Annotated in this window: 13 protein-coding genes and 1 pseudogene; 6 read left to right on the plus strand and 8 right to left on the minus strand. The window is 67.8% G+C overall.

Annotation, left to right across the window (positions count from 1 at the left end):
- Positions 1-373: 373 nt before the first annotated feature.
- A complete protein-coding gene (locus AC07YZ_RS19875) occupies positions 374-1,951 on the plus strand; it encodes a M20/M25/M40 family metallo-hydrolase (RefSeq protein WP_494796020.1) in 1,578 nt (525 codons plus the stop codon).
- Between the two features lie 27 nt (positions 1,952-1,978).
- Entirely contained in the window at positions 1,979-2,836 is an 858-nt protein-coding gene (locus tag AC07YZ_RS19880; protein ID WP_226490614.1) for an alpha/beta hydrolase, read from the plus strand.
- Positions 2,837-2,851: 15 nt separating this feature from the next.
- Here the strand turns inward: AC07YZ_RS19880 and AC07YZ_RS19885 are convergent, their stop codons facing one another.
- Positions 2,852-4,027, minus strand: coding sequence for an MFS transporter (locus AC07YZ_RS19885; RefSeq protein WP_494796021.1), 1,176 nt, complete (start codon positions 4,025-4,027; stop codon positions 2,852-2,854).
- A gap of 122 nt (positions 4,028-4,149) precedes the next feature.
- On the opposite strand from AC07YZ_RS19885, the gene AC07YZ_RS19890 reads away from it, so the two are divergent.
- Entirely contained in the window at positions 4,150-5,163 is a 1,014-nt protein-coding gene (locus tag AC07YZ_RS19890; protein WP_226490612.1) for an extracellular catalytic domain type 1 short-chain-length polyhydroxyalkanoate depolymerase, read from the plus strand.
- Here AC07YZ_RS19890 and AC07YZ_RS19895 read toward each other — a convergent pair.
- Together AC07YZ_RS19895 and AC07YZ_RS19900 are read right to left on the minus strand one after the other, a co-directional pair.
- Positions 5,150-5,878: a 16S rRNA (uracil(1498)-N(3))-methyltransferase gene (locus AC07YZ_RS19895; RefSeq protein WP_494796022.1), complete on the minus strand. Its 729-nt coding sequence runs from the start codon at positions 5,876-5,878 to the stop codon at positions 5,150-5,152. The genes AC07YZ_RS19890 and AC07YZ_RS19895 overlap by 14 nt on opposite strands.
- Before the next feature lie 11 nt (positions 5,879-5,889).
- On the minus strand, positions 5,890-6,993 hold the full coding sequence (locus AC07YZ_RS19900; protein ID WP_494796023.1) for an aminoglycoside phosphotransferase family protein: 1,104 nt from the start codon (positions 6,991-6,993) through the stop codon (positions 5,890-5,892).
- Positions 6,994-7,276: 283 nt separating this feature from the next.
- Here AC07YZ_RS19900 and AC07YZ_RS19905 point away from each other — a divergent pair, with 283 nt between their 5' ends.
- The 3 genes from AC07YZ_RS19905 to rsmA are packed head-to-tail and all read left to right on the plus strand — an operon-like array spanning position 7,277 to position 11,858.
- Positions 7,277-9,649 (plus strand): LPS-assembly protein LptD, encoded by a 2,373-nt coding sequence (locus AC07YZ_RS19905; protein WP_494796024.1) that lies wholly within the window; start codon positions 7,277-7,279, stop codon positions 9,647-9,649.
- Positions 9,650-9,652: 3 nt separating this feature from the next.
- The gene (locus AC07YZ_RS19910) at positions 9,653-11,050 is read left to right on the plus strand and encodes a peptidylprolyl isomerase (protein WP_494796025.1); all 1,398 of its coding nucleotides are present in this window, start codon (positions 9,653-9,655) and stop codon (positions 11,048-11,050) included.
- Between the two features lie 31 nt (positions 11,051-11,081).
- The gene (rsmA, locus tag AC07YZ_RS19915) at positions 11,082-11,858 is read left to right on the plus strand and encodes a 16S rRNA (adenine(1518)-N(6)/adenine(1519)-N(6))-dimethyltransferase RsmA (RefSeq protein ID WP_494796026.1); all 777 of its coding nucleotides are present in this window, start codon (positions 11,082-11,084) and stop codon (positions 11,856-11,858) included.
- A gap of 271 nt (positions 11,859-12,129) precedes the next feature.
- Here rsmA and AC07YZ_RS19920 read toward each other — a convergent pair.
- From AC07YZ_RS19920 to bfr, 5 genes and pseudogenes are all read right to left on the minus strand, one after another.
- A pseudogene (locus AC07YZ_RS19920) lies at positions 12,130-12,525 on the minus strand (barstar family protein); the annotation flags it as partial.
- Positions 12,526-12,579: 54 nt separating this feature from the next.
- Positions 12,580-13,008: a guanyl-specific ribonuclease gene (locus AC07YZ_RS19925; protein ID WP_226490606.1), complete on the minus strand. Its 429-nt coding sequence runs from the start codon at positions 13,006-13,008 to the stop codon at positions 12,580-12,582.
- A 209-nt stretch (positions 13,009-13,217) separates the two neighbouring features.
- A complete protein-coding gene (locus AC07YZ_RS19930) occupies positions 13,218-15,545 on the minus strand; it encodes an NADP-dependent malic enzyme (protein WP_494796027.1) in 2,328 nt (775 codons plus the stop codon).
- 294 nt (positions 15,546-15,839) lie between these two features.
- Positions 15,840-16,079: a (2Fe-2S)-binding protein gene (locus tag AC07YZ_RS19935; RefSeq protein WP_226490604.1), complete on the minus strand. Its 240-nt coding sequence runs from the start codon at positions 16,077-16,079 to the stop codon at positions 15,840-15,842.
- A gap of 147 nt (positions 16,080-16,226) precedes the next feature.
- Positions 16,227-16,703: a bacterioferritin gene (bfr, locus tag AC07YZ_RS19940; protein WP_494796028.1), complete on the minus strand. Its 477-nt coding sequence runs from the start codon at positions 16,701-16,703 to the stop codon at positions 16,227-16,229.
- Between the last annotated feature and the right edge of the window lie 198 nt (positions 16,704-16,901).

Below are 16,901 nucleotides of genomic sequence, written 5' to 3' on the forward strand. Positions count from 1 at the left end.
TCGACCAGATGACGCAGCAGAACGCCGCCTTGGTTGAGCAGAGCGCGGCAGCCGCCGAGAGCCTGAAGGACCAGGCCTCGCGCCTGTCCCAGGTGGTGCAGGTGTTCCGGCTGGCGTAGTGCGGCCCGCAGACGGGGTCCGGTGGCACCTCCGGGTGGCACGGGCCGCCGAACAGTCTCGCCAGGCGGACGACCGGTGACGGTGGTCCGCCTGGGTGTTTGAGGGCTGTGTGCAAGGTGGTCGACGCCGATGGCCGGGCCTGCCTATACTTCCTGAACAGGGTCCCGACCCGCGTCGGCATCCCCCCGCCATTCCTGCTGTGCCGCCGCTGCGCTGGCGGTGGCCAGGCAGCCCGCACCTGGAGACCGATGACATGAACGCCCGTCTGCCCCATCCCCTGCCCTTGCTGGACCCGGCCGCCTTGCAGGCGCATGTGGATGCGGCCTGGTCGCGCAGCATCGTGCCCGAGCTGGTGCGCTACATCGAGGTGCCGGCCAAGTCGCCCGCCTTCGATGCCGACTGGGCCGCGCACGGCCTGCTCGACCGCGTGCTGCAGAACGCCGCCGACTGGGTGCGCGCGCAGCAGGTCGAAGGCCTCACGCTGGAGATCGTGCGGCTGAACGACGCCCACGGCCTGCCGCGCACGCCGGTGCTGTTCTTTGAAGTGCCGGCCAGCGAAGGCGTGGGCACATCCGATTCGCCGCCGGGCCGCCCCAAGGCGAATCAGCCCCCTCAGGGGGCAGCGACCCGCGAAGCGGTGGAGCGTGGGGGCGTCGGTTCTTCGGGCCAGACCGTGCTGATGTACGGCCACCTCGACAAGCAGCCCGAGTTCACCGGCTGGCGCAGCGACCTCGGCCCCTGGACGCCCAAGATCGTGGAGGGCAAGCTGTACGGTCGCGGCGGCGCCGACGACGGCTACGCGGTCTACGCCAGCATCGCCGCCATCCAGGCGCTCAAGGCCCAGGGCGCGGCGCACCCGCGCATCGTGGGCCTGATCGAGACCGGCGAAGAAAGCGGCTCGCCCGACCTGCTGCCCTATGTGGACGCCTTGCGCGCGCGCCTGGGCGACGTGGGCCTGGTGATCTGCCTGGACAGCGGCGCCGGCAACTACGACCAGCTCTGGCTCACCACCAGCCTGCGCGGCATGGCCAGCGGCGTGCTCAAGGTCGAGATCCTCACCGAGGGCATCCATTCGGGCGACGCCTCGGGCCTGGTGCCGTCGAGCTTTCGCATCATGCGCCACGTGCTGGACCGGCTGGAAGACAGCGCCACCGGCCGCCTGCTGCCGGCCAGTTTCCATTGCGAGGTGCCGGCCGAACGCATCGCGCAGGCCCGGGCCACCGCGGCCATCCTGGGCGACGAGATCCACCAGCGCTTCCCCTGGGCCCACCACGACTGCGGCGGCTCCACCGTGTTCGCCCTGCCCACCACCACCGACCCGGTGGAGGCCCTGCTCAACCGCACCTGGCGCCCCACGCTCTCGGTCACCGGCGCCGAAGGCTTCCCCACGCTGCAGAACGCGGGCAACGTGCTGCGGCCCTACACCGCCTTCAAGCTCAGCCTGCGCCTGCCGCCGCTGGTGGACGCCGCCGCGGCGACACAGCAGCTCAAGGCCCTGCTCGAAGACAATGCGCCCTACCAGGCCCGGGTCACGTTCGAGGGCGAAGGCTCGGCCAGCGGCTGGAACGCCCCCAGCACCACGCCGTGGTTCGAGCAGGCGCTGCAGGACGCGTCGCAGGCGCACTTCGGGGCCGGCTGCGGCACCATCGGCCAGGGCGGCACCATTCCGCTCATGAACCTGCTCAGCCAGGGCTTCCCCAGCGCGCAGATGATGGTCTGCGGCGTGCTCGGGCCCAAGAGCAACGCCCACGGCCCCAACGAGTTCCTGCACCTGGACTACGCGCGCCGGCTCACCGCCAGCGTGGCCCAGGTGATCGCGCGCATGCCCTGACCCCCTCTCGACCCCGGCGCCCCGACCATGTCCGACACCACCCAGGCTCCCTTCACCCTGCGCGACGGCCTGAACGTGGCCATCTACGACTGGCCGCTGCCCAGGCGCTCGCGGCCACGCGGCGTGGTGCTCATCGTGCACGGCCTGGGCGAACACGCCTGGCGCCACGACCCGCTGGCCCAGCGCCTGAACGGATGGGGCTTCTGCGTGCGCGCCTACGACCAGCGGGGCCACGGCGAGTCCGGCGGGGCCCGGGGCGTGCTGCCCGATGACGACGCCCTGCTGGAGGACCTGGCCGAGGTGCTGGACGACACGCGGCGCCACATCGCCGAACCCTGGTCCTGCCCGCTGATCCTGCTGGGCCACAGCATGGGTGGGCTGGTGGCCTCGACCTTTGTGCGGCGGACCATGGCGCCGGTTGACGCGCTGGTGCTGTCCTCGCCCGCGCTCGACACCGGCATCGGCGCGCTCATGAGGACGCTCATGGGCCTGCTCTACCGCTTCGCGCCCAACCTGGCCCTGGGCAACCGGCTGGACGCCACCCGGATCTCGCACAGCGCGGCCACGGTGGCGGCCTACCAGAAAGACCGGCTGGTGCACGACCGGATCACCGCCCGGCTCGCGCACTTCATCGACAGCAACGGGCCCCGCGTGGTGTCGGCGGCGCCGCGCTGGACGGTGCCCACGCTGCTGATGTTCGCCGGCGAAGACAAGCTCGTGAGCCCCGCCGGCAGCCGGGCGTTCGCCGCCGCGGCACCGCGCGAGCTGGTGAGCAGCCAGTGTTTCGAGGGCCTGTACCACGAGATCTTCAACGAGGAAGACCCCGCCCCCGTGTACGGCGCGCTCAAGGCCTGGCTGGACCGGCGCTTTCCCGCCGCCGGTTGATCCCCCGGCCCCGGATCAGGCCGGACGGGGGACTTCGCGCCGGGCCCACGCCAGCCAGACCAGTGCCAGCCCCGTGAGCGCCACGGGCACCAGCGAACCCACGTTCAGCCACTGCCAGCCCTGGGTCGTGACCAGGGCGCCGGAGGCGAACGAGGTGAACGCCATGGTGGCGAAAACAAAGAAGTTGATGGCCGCCTGCGCGCGGTCCTTTTCCTCGGGCCTGTAGGCCTGCAGCGACAGCGTGGTGCTGCCGGTGAAGAGGAAGTTCCAGCCCACGCCGAGCAGGAACAGTGCGATCAGGAACTGGTGCAACTCCACGCCCGAGAGCGCCACCAGGATGCAGGCGAAGTTGAGCACCACGCCCACGCCCATGATGGTGAGCGTGCCAAAGCGCTTGATCAGGTGGCCGGTGAAAAACCCGGGCGCGAACATGCCGATCACGTGCCATTCGAGCACCAGGGCGGCGTCGTCGAACGGAAAGCCGCAGACCTGCATGGCCAGCGGCGTGGCCGCCATCAGCAGGTTCATCACGCCATAGCCCAGCGCCGCGCCGGCCGCCGCCACGATGAACACCGGCTGGCGCATGATCACCGACAGCGGGCGGCCCCGATCGGCGTTCGCGGCCCGGGGCGGCACTGGCGGGAAGCGCATGAACGCCATCACCACCATGGAGAGCAGGGCCACCACCGCCAGCGCCAGGTAGGCGCCGGCAAACGGCACGGCCAGCCAGTCCTTGGTGCGCACCGCCAGGTTGGGCCCCAGCACCGCGCCGGCCAGCCCCCCGGCCAGGACCAGCGACACCGCTTTCTCGCGGAACGCCGGCGCGCTGAGCTCGGCCGCGGCAAAACGGTAGAGCTGGCCGTTGGCGCTGTAGTAACCCGCGATCACGGTGGCCGCCACCAGCAGCCAGAAGTTCTGGTCCGCCGCCGCCCAGTAGCACAGCAGGGCCGAGCCCAGCGCCACCAGCAGCCCGATCTGGAACGAGGCCTGGCGGCCGAAGGCGCTTTGCGTGCGCGCCACCAGCGGCGTGGACAGCGCGCCACCCACCACATAGCCCATCACCGGCAGCGTGGCCATCCAACCCAAGGGCGCCAGCGACAGACCGACCAGCCCGTTGATCGCGATGAAAACCACGTTGTTGGTCAGGAACAGGCCTTGCGCGGCGGCCAGCAGCCAGAGGTTTTTATTCATAAGGCGTCGTTTATACAGTGGCGCCATGGCCCTTGCCGCCTGGGGTTTCTGCTGCGCACGGCGCTGGCCGCCGGGCGATTCCTGCGGCAAGATCGCGCCACCACCGTTCGTCGGGAGCGCGCATGACATCCACAAAAACCTGGGCACTGGCCCTTTCGCTGCTGATCCTGGGGGCCGGGCTGGTGCCACCGCCGGCCAGCGCGCAGGAGCGCCCCGAGCGAACGACGCCCCTGCGCGACTGGCTGCAGCAGCGCCAGGACCGGGCGCCGCAGCCGGCCGCGCCGGTGCCGATCACCCGGCCCGGTGAACACCGCTTCAGCCTGCGCCACGGTGGCCTGACGCGCGAGTACCGCGTGCACGTGCCGGTGCGCTACGACCCGGCCACGCCGATACCGATGGTGCTGTCCTTCCATGGGGGCGGCGGCAATATGGACATCCAGGCCGACGACCGCTACTACGGGCTGGTCTCGCACGCCGAGCAGGCCGGTTACGTGGTGGTGTTTCCCAACGGCACCAGCCGCCTGCGCTCGGGCAAGCTCGCCACCTGGAACGCCGGCCTGTGCTGCGGCCAGGCGCGCGACCGGCAGATCGATGACGTGGGTTTCGTGCGCGCCGTGGTGGCCGATCTGCGCCAGCGCCTGAACATCGACCCGGGGCGCATCTTTGCCCAGGGCATGTCCAACGGCGGCATGCTCTCGTACCGGCTGGCCTGCGAGATGGCCGGCACCTTCAAGGCCATCGCCTCCGTGGCCGGCACCGATGGCACGCCGGCCTGTGCGCCCTCGGTGCCCGTGTCGGTGTTGCACATCCACGCGCTGGACGACGACCGCGTGCTCTTCAACGGCGGTTCGGGCAGCGCCTCGGACACCCACGCGGACTTCGTGTCGGTGCCCGACACGGTGGCGAAATGGGCCCGGCTCAACGGCTGCGAGGCCGCGCCACGGCGTGTGCTGGAGGTGCCGGGCGCGTGGTGCGAAACCCGCTCGCCCTGCCGGGGCGGCGCCGAGGTGAAGCTGTGCGTGACCGAGACCGGCGGCCATGCCTGGCCCGGCGGGCGCAAGGTGCGCGGCGAGCAGCCGGGCACCAGCGCGATTTCGGCCAATGCGCTGATCTGGGACTTCTTCAGCCGGCGTTGAGCGCCAGCACCAGCGCCGCCAGCGCCGCGGTTTCGGCGCGCAGCACACGCGGCCCGAGGGTGACCGGCACGAAACCGGCCGCGCGCGCCTGCGCGTCTTCGCTGGCCGACAGGCCGCCTTCGGGGCCGCTGAGGAACAACACCCCGGCGCCGGCGGGGGCATCGCCCAGCACCTCGGTCAAGGGGCGGGTGCCGGGCGCGAGCGAGAGCACGCAGCGCAGCGCGGCCCCGCCGGCCGAGGCCGGCAGCCAGGTCGACAGATCGGCCACCGGCAGCACGGCGGGCACGCGGTTGCCGCCGCACTGCTCGCAGGCCGCGACCGCCACCGACTGCCAGTGCGCCTGTTTTTTGGTGGCGCGCTCGCCGGCCAGGCGTAGCACGCTGTGCGCGGTGTGCAGGGGCTGCACGCTGTGCACGCCCAGCTCGGCGGCTTTTTCCACCAGCCAGTCCATGCGGTCGTTGGCGGGCATGCCCAGTGCCAGCCGCACCGGCCGCGCGGGCTCGCGTTCGGTGGCCTGCTGGCTGTCGATGCGCACGGCCACGTCACTGCGGCCCATGCGGGTGATGGTCGCGGTGTACTCACCGCCCTCGCCGTTGAACAGGGTGATCTCGCCGCCCGGCTGCAGGCGCAGCACCTGCACATGGCGCGCGGCGGTGGCGGGCAGCTCCAGCTCGGCGCCGGGGCGCAGCGGCAGGGGGCAGTGAAAGCGCGGCATCGGGGCGGTGCTCAGACCCGCCCGAAAGCGTAGCCCGAGGCGGCTTGCAGGCCTTCGACCTCGTCGATCAGTCTCAGGAACGGCCCCAGCTCGCGGTAGCGGTGTGCGGTGGCACGGATGTAGCCGATGAAGCGCGGCGCGTCGGCCAGGTATTTGGGCTTGCCGTCGCGCAGCGTGAGGCGCGCGAAGATGCCGGCGACTTTCAGGTGGCGCTGCAGGCCCATCCACTCCACCGCCCGGTAGAAGGCGCCGAAGTCGCTGTGCCAGTCTTCGAAGTCGAGCAGGCCGGCCTTGCGCGCTTTTTCCCAGTAACGCACGGTGATGTCGATCACGAAGTCTTCCTCCCAGCTCAGGAAGGCGTCGCGCATCAGGCTGGCGATGTCGTAGGTGACGGGACCGTACACCGCGTCCTGGAAGTCGAGCACGCCCAGTTGCTGCGCGGCAGACCGGTTCGCCGCCGGGCCGCCCACCCCGGGGATCATCAGGTTGCGCGGCATGAAGTCGCGGTGCACATAGACCTGGGGGGCGGCCAGGTTGTGCGCCACGATGCTGTCGAAGGTCTTCTGCAGCGTTTGCGCCATCGCGCCTTCGGGCGTGATGCCTTTGTGCTGCTGGAGGTACCAGTCGGGGAACAGCTGCAGTTCGCGCCTGAGCAGGGCTTCGTCGTAGGGGGGCAGCACGCCGGGGCGCGAGGCGAGCTGCCAGGCCAGCAAGGTGTCGAGCGCCTGCAGGTAGCGCGCGTGGTTGGCGGCGGGGTTCTGCGGCTCGATCTGCTCCATCATGGTCTGTTGCCCCAGATCGGACAGCAGCATGAAGCCCTGGGGCTCGTCCCAGGCCAGGATGTCGGGCACCAGCAGGCCGGCCTCGTGCATGAGCTGGGCCACCTGCACGAAGGGGCGGCAGTTCTCGCGCTCGGGCGGCGCGTCCATGACGATGCGGCTGTCGCCGGCCACGGTGTCGATGCGCAGGTAGCGGCGAAAGCTCGCATCGGCCGAGGCCGGGCGCAGGGTGTCGGGCCGAAGCCCTTGTGCGGTCACCAGGGTTTGCAGCCAGTGGCTGAAAGCGGTCTCGCGCTGGGGATCGGCCCACAGGACGGCGTCGGGTTTCGGGGGCATGGAGATGGGCCGGTTCGGGGCGCTGGCGCCGGGTTTACCCAGGGGGTGGGCATAGGATAATCGCCGTTGATTCTACAAATCCACCGCCGGTGGGCACCAGCGCTGCGTGCAGCCGGTGTCGCCTGATACCATGCGCAGGGCCATGCGCACGCATGGTCTTCAGAGTCGGCCGCCTTTGCCTGAAACCGCCTTGAAACCAGACACTCCACACCCTCAGTCTCGCCCCCGGACGATTCGACCTTCGATCGGTGCGGGCCCTGTTCCCACTCCGCTGGCGCAGGCCGTGCACGGGGTGCTGGCCGTGCTGGCGCTGGGTGCCGGGTATCTGCCTGCGCAGGCGCTGGCGCAGGTCGACGCCGGAACTCCCACGGAAAACACCGAGTTGCGTCTGAAACAGGGCACCCGGCTGCGCGAAGTCCTGCCCGAGGACGCGCGCCGCCAGCTGCCCACTTTCGTCTCGGGCGACCAGATCGAGAGCCAGACCGACGCCGTGACCGTGATCGAAGGCTCGGCCGTGCTGCGGCGGCACGACACGGTGATCAAGGCCGACCGGCTGGAGTACGACCAGCGCAGCGGCGACGCGCGCGGGACCGGCAATGTGCTCATCAACCGGCACGGCGACCGTTTCGTCGGGCCCGACGTGCAGCTCAACGTGAACACCGACAAGGGCTATTTCACCGAGCCCGAGTTCACCCTGTTGCGCAACGAGGGGCTGGGCGACGCGAACCGGATCGACTTCGTGTCCAAGGACACCACGGTGGCGCACAACGCGCGCTATTCCACCTGCCCGCGGACGCCGGGCGAGCGCTGGATGCCCGACTGGCTGGTCCGCGCCACGCGCATCGAACTCGACAACGTGGAAGAGGTGGGCTATGCCAGCGGTGGCGTGCTCGAATTCAAGGGCGTGCCCATCATGGCCGCGCCCTACTTCAGTTTTCCGCTGTCGGACAAGCGCAAGACCGGCGTGTTGCCACCGTCGATCAATTTCGACAGCCAGAGCGGCATCGAGCTCATGGTGCCGTACTACCTGAACCTGGCACCGAACTACGACGTCACGCTGTACCCCTCGGTCATGAGCAAGCGGGGCGTCGATCTGGCGGGCGAGGCCCGCTATCTCGCCCCGACCTTCAACAGCCGGCTGCGCGCTGCCTACATGCCCTCGGACAAGCTGCGCGACCAGGACCGGTGGGCCTACTCGCTGGCGCACTCCCAGCGCCTGGGCGATTCCCTGGGCGCCTGGGGTCCGATCGGCCTGCGCCTGAACCTCAACCGGGTCAGCGACGACAACTACTGGAGCGATTTCCCGCGTTCGAGCACGATCCGGTTGACCACCAGCCGTTTGCTGCACAGCGACGCCGTGCTGGGATGGGGACACGGTCCGTGGTCGGCGAGTGTGGGCGCCTACAAATGGCAGACCCTGCAGAATGCCGGTTCGCCCATCACACCGCCTTACGACCGCTTGCCGGCGGTGGGGGTGAATTACAGCAAGATCAACCAGAGCCTGCTCGGTTCCGATGGCTGGGATTTCACCGTGCAAACCAACTTCACCCGCTTCCAGCGCTCGGTGGCCGTGGCCAGTGGCACGGTGAAGGCGGGTGGCGATCGTGCGCTGGCCATCACCGAACTCACGCACCGTTGGGAAGCACCCGGCTGGTTCGTGCAGCCGCGGGCCCGCCTGAACACGGCCCAGTACCAGTTTGACGGCTCGAACGGCGTCAGCAACACCCTGTCGCGGGCTGTGCCCACGGCCAGCCTGGACAGCGGCCTGGTGTTCGAGAAGCCCTCCAGTTTCTGGGGGCGGGAGTACGTCCAGACCCTGGAGCCCCGCGCGTTCTTCACCTGGACACCCTTTCGCGACCAGAGCGGTCTGCCCAACTTCGATTCGGCCAGCCGCGACTTCAGTCTGGCGTCCATGTACACCGAGAACGTGTTCAGCGGCAACGACCGCATCAGCGACACCCGTGCGGTCACGCTGGGGGTCAGCTCGCGCCTGATCAACCCCGACAACGGTGCCGAGGTGGTGCGCCTGGGCGTGGCCCAGCGTTATCTGCTGGAAGACCAGAACGTGACCCTGCCGGGCGGGAAACCCGTCACCGAGCGCCTGAGCAACATCCTGCTGTCGGGCCGGGTGCAGTGGGACCCCCTGTGGTCCTTCGACTCGACCCTGCAGTACAACCCCAAGAGCCGGGAGTCGGTTCGCACCACCGTGGGCGGGCGCTACACGCCGGGCCCCTACCGGGTGCTGAGCGCGGCCTACCGCATCCAGCGCGGCGTCAGCGAGCAGATCGACCTCGGATGGCAATGGCCGCTTTCCGCGCTCTGGGGTGACGCGCCCGCGCGGGTGCCCGGCCATGCCCTTGGGCCGGGTCAGTGGTACAGCGTGGGCCGCATGAACTACAGCATGCCCGACCGCAAGATCGTCGATCTGATCGCGGGGTTCGAATACGACGCGGGCTGCTGGCTGGGGCGCATCGTGCTCACGCGCCTGCAGCAGACCACGACCAAGGCCAACCAGAGTATCCTGTTCCAGCTGGAGTTCTCCGGCTTCTCGAAGGTTGGGGCCAGTTCCCTGCAGACCCTGCAGGCGAACGTGCCGAAGTACCAATACCTGCGCGAAGAGATCAGTCCTCCCAGCCGTTTCCAGAACTATGACTGATCTATGACCGATCGCGACACCTTGTATCCGGCTCCCGTGGTGGCTTTGCGCGCGCTGGCGGGGGTTTCTCTGGGCCTGGCGCTGCTGTTGCCGCCGTCGCTCCAGGCCCAGTCGCTGCGCCTGTCCAACCAGGTCAAACCATCGCTGGGGGTTGTTCAGTCGGGTGTGACCTTGACGGCCGACTTCATCGTCGCCCTGGTCAATTCCGAGCCGGTGACCAACAACGAGGTGCGCCAGCGTCTGCTGCGTGTGGAGCAGCAGTACGCCCAGCGGGGGGGTGCCTTGCCGCCGCGCGAAACGCTCGCACGCCAGGTGCTGGAGCAGCTCGTGACCGAGCGCGCTCAGCTGCAGCGGGCCGCCGAACTCGGCATCCGTGTGGACGAGGCCGCCCTGGCGCAGGCCGAGATGACCATCGCGGCGCAGAACCAGCTGGAGCTGGAGGAGTTCCGCCGCCGCGTTGCTGCCGATGGCATGGACATCAACCGCTTTCGCAACGAGCTGCGCAGCCAGCTTCTGCTGCAGCGGCTGCAGGAGCGCGAAGTCGAAGCCCGCGTGACGGTGACCGAGGCCGACATCGACGACTTCCTGCGCGAACAGAACAGCGGCGACCTCGGCAAGCTGGAGTTGAACCTCGCCCATGTGTTGATCCTGGTCCCTGAGGGCACCAGCCCCGCCCGGGTGAACGAGCTGCAGGCGCGCGCACAGATGGTGGCCGACCGCGCCCGCGCCGGCGGCGATTTCGCGGCCCTGGCGCGGGAGTTTTCCGGCGCGGCCGAACGCGTCAACGGTGGGGAATTCGGTTGGCGCACGGCCGATCGCCTGCCCTCGCTGTTTGTCGATGCCACGCGGGCCCTGCCCGCGGGCGGTATCGCGGGCCCCTTGCGCAGTGCCGCCGGTTTCCACGTGCTCAAGGTGCTTGAAAAGCGCCAGGCCGGACCGTCCGATGTGAGCCTGATCCAGACCCGCTCGCGCCACATTCTGCTGCGCCCCAGCGCCCAGCTCAGCCAGGCCGATGCCGTGGCGCGGCTCAACCAGTACCGCGAGCAGATTGCCAGCGGCAAGGCCACGTTCGAGGACCTGGCGAAGGAGCACAGCCAGGATGGCTCGGCGCGGTCGGGGGGTGACCTGGGCTGGGTGAGCCCGGGCCAGTTCGTGCCGGAATTCGAACAGGCCATGAACGGCCTGCGCCCGGGAGAGATGTCGCAGCCGCTGGTGTCGCGGTTCGGCGTGCACCTGATCCGTGTGGAAGAACGCCGCGAAGCCGCCTTGAGCCAACGCGACCAGCGCGAGATGGCGCGCGGCCTCGTGCGCGAGAAAAAGGCCCGCGAGGCCTTGCAAAGCTGGATCCAGGACGTGCGCGGACAGGCCTTCGTCGAATACCGCGAAGCGCCCCGGCTTTGAGCCGGTCTGCCGCGACGGCTGGGCCAAGGGCATGAAACACATCGCTCGCAAGCGGTTCGGTCAGCATTTCCTGACCGACCGCGCCATCATCGAAGCCATCGTCGAGGCGATCGCGCCCCAGCGGGGCGATGCCATGGTCGAGATCGGACCGGGGCTGGCGGCGTTGACGCAACCGCTGGTGGAGCGCCTGGGCCACCTGACTGTGATCGAACTCGACCGTGATCTGGCCGCGCGCCTGCGTGGCCACGGCCAACTCGAGGTGATCGAGTCGGACGTGTTGAAGGTGGATTTCACGGCGCTGGCGCATGCACCCGCCGAGGCCCCGGGCATGGCGCGTCGGCTCCGGGTGGTCGGCAACCTGCCCTACAACATCTCCACGCCCATCCTGTTCCACCTGCTGGACCATGTCGGTGTGGTGCAGGACCAGCATTTCATGTTGCAGAAGGAAGTCATCGACCGCATGGTGGCGCGACCGGCCACGTCCGACTACAGCCGCCTGTCGGTCATGCTGCAGTGGCGGTACACCATGGACAACGTGCTGTTCGTGCCCCCCGAGAGCTTCGATCCGCCCCCGCGCGTGGACAGCGCCATCGTGCGCATGGTTCCGCTGGCCGAGCCGCCCGCCATCGACCTCAAGCTCTACGGCGACCTGGTGCAGACGGCGTTCAGCCAGCGCCGCAAGATCCTGCGCAACACGCTCGGCAAGTGGCTGGAAGCCCGCAACTTCGCCGGCCAATTCGACTTGCAGCGCCGCGCCGAAGAAGTGCCGGTGGCCGAATACGTCGCACTGGCCCAAGCCGTGCAGTAGAAAACACACACGCATGAAAAAGCCGCTGCGGATGCAGCGGCTTTTTTCATTCAAGGGCACCGCGGAACCGGCTTTGCCGGGCCGCAGGTGCCGCCCCCTTAGGCGCGGCGCGGGGGGCGTCCAGTCAAGCTGCGGCCAACCAGTACCCGGCGTTGAACGGGCTGCTCATGCGCAGCGCCATCGGGCTCACGTCCAGCAGCTTGTCGGTGGGCATGGGCTCATCGGTCTCCACTTCGATCGGCTCTTCACCTTTGGGGGTGCGGGCCACCGAGAAGGAGTAGAAGCAGCGGAACGGGATCTTGCGATCGCTCCAGTAGTCGGCCGCGTCACGGAAGATGTCGAGCAGTTGCTCGCGCGCTTCCTTGTCGAACTTCGCGTGCGCCGGGATGTGTTCCAGCACCACGATGAAACCCGTCTGCGGTCCGGACTTGTGGACCATGTCGGTCATGCAGTCGTAGAGCGCGTCGAAGTTCTTGCCGAAATGCGAGGGCAAGGTGTATTGCGCCGCGATCAATTCCAGCACATCCTGCTTGCTCTGGGCTTTGGCCAGGTTGGCGTACAGGAAGTGGTGCCCCAAATGCTCGGCCGCGGCCTGCAGATCTTTCACGCCGTAGGCGCGAATCGACTGAACGATATTGGGTCGTACGTTACGAAGTGGCGTGTCCATCTCCGCGTCTCTTTCTATGGTCAAAGTTGATAATCCAAACTCTTCATCGCCGGGTCACTGCACGATCAGCCTGAAGCTGCTGTAGTGATCCTCGGTGTAATAACACGCATCGGGCGCCCTGGGCCGCTGTCCACCACACACGATTCGCCGGGCGCCTCTGTGGCTCAGACCGGGGGTGGGCACGGTGTACTCTCGGTAATAGCCACGCTGCTGCGCTGGTAACAACCGTTCGCGGTTGCCAAACACGGTGCCGTCTTTCTCGTAACGGAAAGGGCCGCCCCGTTGAATCTGCGCCATCAGCTCCCGGCCTTGTACCGGCAGGCCGCTGTAGGCCACAGAAGCGACCACCGAACCCGGCAGGTCCTGGGGTGTTCGCGCTTGCACCACAAAGGTGCTTGCCGCTGCCACCAAAACCCCTGCCAGCACCACCGAACCCAGGCGGCCGGCGCCCCATCGACCCGTCCGGATCTGTTTCAGATCCATGAATTTCCCTGCTCCTGATGCAATCAACCCGCCTCCGGCACCGGGCAAACAGGCTGCTTTGCCAAGTGCTGTGGGGCGGGTTAACCCTGTGAATCAAGGACGTTAGTGTGCCTCAGGCGGCCTGGAAATGCAAGCGATTGCTGAATAAACAGGCAAGGGCTCGGGTCAAAAATGTGTTGAAAAGTTAGTGCTTGCTTTTCTCTGAAGCATCAGTGCGAAACGTTGGCCTCGGCAACGGTGAGTGCCGTCATGTTCACGATGCGGCGCACCGTGGCGCTGGCCGTGAGCACGTGCACGGGTTTGGCCGCGCCCAGCAGCACCGGGCCGATGGCGATGTTGCCGCCGGCCGCGGTCTTCAGCAGGTTGTAGGCGATGTTGGCGGCGTCGATGTTGGGCAGCACCAACAGGTTGGCGTCGCCCCTCAGGGTGGAGTCCGGCATCATGGTCAGCCGGGCGGTGGCGTCCAGTGCCACATCACCGTGCATTTCGCCGTCCGCCTCCAGCCAGGGTGCCTGCTCGCGCAGCAGCTCCAGGGTGCGGCGCATCTTGATCGCGGTGGGCCGGTTGCTGGAGCCGAAGTTGGAGTGCGACAGCAGGGCGGCCTTGGGTTGCAGGCCGAAGCGCAGCATTTCCTCGGCCGCCATCACGGTGATTTCGCACAGCTCTTCGGGGGTCGGGTCGTAGTTGACGTGGGTGTCCACCAGGAACACCTGGCGGCCGGGCAGCATCAGGCCGTTCATGCAGGCGTAGATGCGCACGTCCTGGGCGGTACTGGGGCTGCCGCCCGCGCGCTTGCCGATCACCTGGTCGATGTATTCCAGGTGGTTGTGGGTGGAGCCCCAGGTGCCGCAGATCATGCCGTCGACCTCGCCCTTGTGCAGCAGCATGGAGCCGATCAGCGTGAGGCGGCGGCGCATCTCGATCTTGGCGAGCTGGGCGGTGACGCCCTTGCGCTCGGTCATGCGGTGGTAGGTTTGCCAGAAGTCGCGGTAGCGGCTGTCCTGTTCGACGTTGACGACGTCGTAGTCCAGGTCTTCCTTCAGGCGCAGGCCGAACTTCTCGATGCGCTGCGCGATGATGGCCGGGCGGCCGATCAGCGTGGGCCGGGCCAGGCCTTCGTCCACCACGATCTGGCAGGCGCGCAGCACGCGCTCTTCTTCGCCCTCGGCGTAGGCCACGCGCTTTTTCAGCGCCGTCTTGGCCGCGGCATAGATCGGTTTCATGATCGTGCCCGAGGCCAGCACGAAGCTCTGCAGGCGCTGGCGGTAGGCGTCCATGTCGGTGACCGGGCGCAGGGCCACGCCGCTGTCGGCGGCGGCCTGGGCCACGGCCGGCGCGATCTTCATCATCAGGCGCGGGTCGAACGGCTTGGGGATCAGGTACTCGGGGCCGAACGCCAGCTTTTCGCCCGCGTAGGCGGCGGCCACCACCTCGCTCTGCTCGGCCTGGGCCAGCTCGGCGATCGCGTGCACCGCGGCGATCTCCATCTCATCGGTGATGGTGGAGGCGCCGGCGTCGAGGGCGCCGCGGAAGATGTAGGGGAAACACAGGACGTTGTTGACCTGGTTCGGATAGTCGGAACGACCGGTGGCCATGATGGCGTCGTCGCGCACCGCTTTCACGTCTTCGGGCTGGATCTCGGGGTTGGGGTTGGCCAGGGCGAAGATCAGCGGGTTGGCCGCCATCTTGGCGACCATGTCTTTCTTCAGCACACCGCCGGCCGACAGGCCGAGGAACACGTCGGCGCCTTCGATGGCTTCGGAGAGCGTGCGCTGGCTGGTCTTCTGCGCGAACTGGATCTTGTCCGCGTCCATCAGCTCGGTGCGGCCTTCGTAGACCACGCCGGCCAGGTCGGTGACCCAGATGTTTTCACGCGGAATGCCCAGCTTGACCAGCAGGCCCAGGCAGGCCAGGGCCGCGGCACCCGCGCCGGAGGTCACGAGCTTGATCTTTTTCGGGTCCTTGCCGACGACCTTCAGGCCGTTCAACATGGCCGCGCCGACCACGATGGCGGTGCCGTGCTGGTCGTCGTGGAAAACCGGGATCTTCATGCGCTCGCGCAGCTTGCGCTCCACATAGAAGCAGTCCGGCGCCTTGATGTCTTCCAGGTTGATGCCGCCAAACGTCGGTTCCAGCGAGGCGATGATCTCGACCAGCTTGTCCGGGTCTTTCTCGTTGATCTCGATGTCGAACACGTCGATGCCCGAGAACTTCTTGAACAACACGCCCTTGCCTTCCATCACCGGCTTGGCCGCCAGCGGGCCGATGTCGCCCAGGCCCAGCACCGCCGTGCCGTTGGTGATGACGGCCACCAGGTTGCCGCGGCTGGTGTACTTGAAGGCGTTGACCGGGTCGGCCACGATTTCTTCGCAGGGCGCGGCCACGCCAGGGGAGTAGGCCAGGGCCAGGTCGCGCTGGTTGGTGAGCTGCTTGGTGGCGGCGATCGCGATCTTGCCGGGTGTCGGGAACTCGTGGTACTCGAGAGCGGCGCGGCGCAGCTCGGCGCGTTTGTTGTCCTGGGAGTTGTCGGTGCTCATGGATTTGTCTCCTGGCGGGTTGTTATCTTGCAATGTGGAAGCGAATTGCGCATTCTAAATCCGAGTGCGGGAAAACCCCAGTCCGTAATTGTGCGTAAGGGTCGCGGCTGCCGTGACATTTTCGGCCGGAATCGGCGGCACGGCGGGATTTGTTGCGCGCGCGAGCGCCGTTGGCCGGGGTCTTGCCCGGCGGGGGGTGTGTCTGGGAGAGGAGGGGGGGCGACGGTGTTGGAACCGCGCTGATCAGCACCTGGGCGCTGGTGAGCCCGCCGAGCGGGCCTGCGCGAACGGTGCTCAGGCCGGCAAGAGCTGCACCGCCACGGCGCTGGCCTGTTGGCGGGACTCGTTCATTTGCAGGTGGGCCGCCGGGTGGCCCGGGCGGCACTGAGACCAGACCGAGCGCGCGCAGCTTTCACATTTGCCGCACTGCGTGGCCACACCCAGTTCGAGCTGGATGTCGTCAAAGGCCATGCCGGACCGCGCCGCGTGGGCGATGGTCTGGTCACTGACGCGGTGGCAAACGCAAACGATCATGGCAGGTGGTTTCCAGGTTGAAACTTGCCTGCAAATGATAATTGATCGTATTCATTAAAACAAGTACCACTGATCGGCGCAGGGGTATGGTCCGCAGAGGGCCGGGACGGGCCCACCCCGGCGCCGCCGGGGTTCCAGCAAGCCGACTCAGTCGGCCTCGCCCATCTGGCTCTGCAGGTAGTTGGGCAGCCCCACCTTGTCGATGAGGTCGAGCTGGGTTTCGAGGAAGTCGATGTGCTCCTCGGTGTCGTCCAGGATCTTCTGCAACAGGTCGCGCGAGACGTAGTCGCGCACGCTTTCGCAGTAAGCCATGCCGTCCTTGATGGTGGTCTGGGCGCCGCGCTCCAGCGCCAAGTCGCTCGCCAGCATCTCGGGCACGTTCTCCGCGATGTTGAGCTTGCCCAGGTCCTGCAGGTTGGGCAGGCCGTCGAGCATGAAGATGCGGTCCATCAGCCAGTCGGCGTGCTTCATCTCGCCGATGGACTCCGAATACTCCTTCTTCGCCAGTTTGTCGAAGCCCCAGTGCTTGAGCATGCGGTAGTGCACGAAGTACTGGTTGATGGCGGTCAGCTCGTTCTTGAGCTGGGCCTGCAGATGGCCAATGGCCTGGGGATCACCTTTCATGGCGGGGTCCTTTCTTGTGGTTGGTGGGGTGATGGACAGACGATTGTCTGCGTTCCAGCGCGCATGTGTGGGGGTGTTGAACGTCGCTTGTCAAATGCGAATCATTCTCATATAATGGCCTGAACTTCCCGCCCATCCGCCAACGATTCCGTACCCACTGTCCCGCGACGCAAGAAGCGGTGCAGACCCAGAGACACC

Source organism: Hydrogenophaga sp. GW101-3F08 (assembly GCF_059424585.1).

Bases quoted from the DNA above. Each gene is read 5' to 3' on its own strand.
- AC07YZ_RS19875 (WP_494796020.1), top strand. From the start codon at position 374: ATGAACGCCCGTCTGCCCCATCCCCTGCCCTTGCTGGACCCGGCCGCC.
- AC07YZ_RS19880 (WP_226490614.1), top strand. From the start codon at position 1,979: ATGTCCGACACCACCCAGGCTCCCTTCACCCTGCGCGACGGCCTGAAC.
- AC07YZ_RS19885 (WP_494796021.1), bottom strand. From the start codon at position 4,027: ATGAATAAAAACCTCTGGCTGCTGGCCGCCGCGCAAGGCCTGTTCCTG.
- AC07YZ_RS19890 (WP_226490612.1), top strand. From the start codon at position 4,150: ATGACATCCACAAAAACCTGGGCACTGGCCCTTTCGCTGCTGATCCTG.
- AC07YZ_RS19895 (WP_494796022.1), bottom strand. From the start codon at position 5,878: ATGCCGCGCTTTCACTGCCCCCTGCCGCTGCGCCCCGGCGCCGAGCTG.
- AC07YZ_RS19900 (WP_494796023.1), bottom strand. From the start codon at position 6,993: ATGCCCCCGAAACCCGACGCCGTCCTGTGGGCCGATCCCCAGCGCGAG.
- AC07YZ_RS19910 (WP_494796025.1), top strand. From the start codon at position 9,653: ATGACCGATCGCGACACCTTGTATCCGGCTCCCGTGGTGGCTTTGCGC.
- rsmA (WP_494796026.1), top strand. From the start codon at position 11,082: ATGAAACACATCGCTCGCAAGCGGTTCGGTCAGCATTTCCTGACCGAC.
- AC07YZ_RS19925 (WP_226490606.1), bottom strand. From the start codon at position 13,008: ATGGATCTGAAACAGATCCGGACGGGTCGATGGGGCGCCGGCCGCCTG.
- AC07YZ_RS19930 (WP_494796027.1), bottom strand. From the start codon at position 15,545: ATGAGCACCGACAACTCCCAGGACAACAAACGCGCCGAGCTGCGCCGC.
- AC07YZ_RS19935 (WP_226490604.1), bottom strand. From the start codon at position 16,079: ATGATCGTTTGCGTTTGCCACCGCGTCAGTGACCAGACCATCGCCCAC.
- bfr (WP_494796028.1), bottom strand. From the start codon at position 16,703: ATGAAAGGTGATCCCCAGGCCATTGGCCATCTGCAGGCCCAGCTCAAG.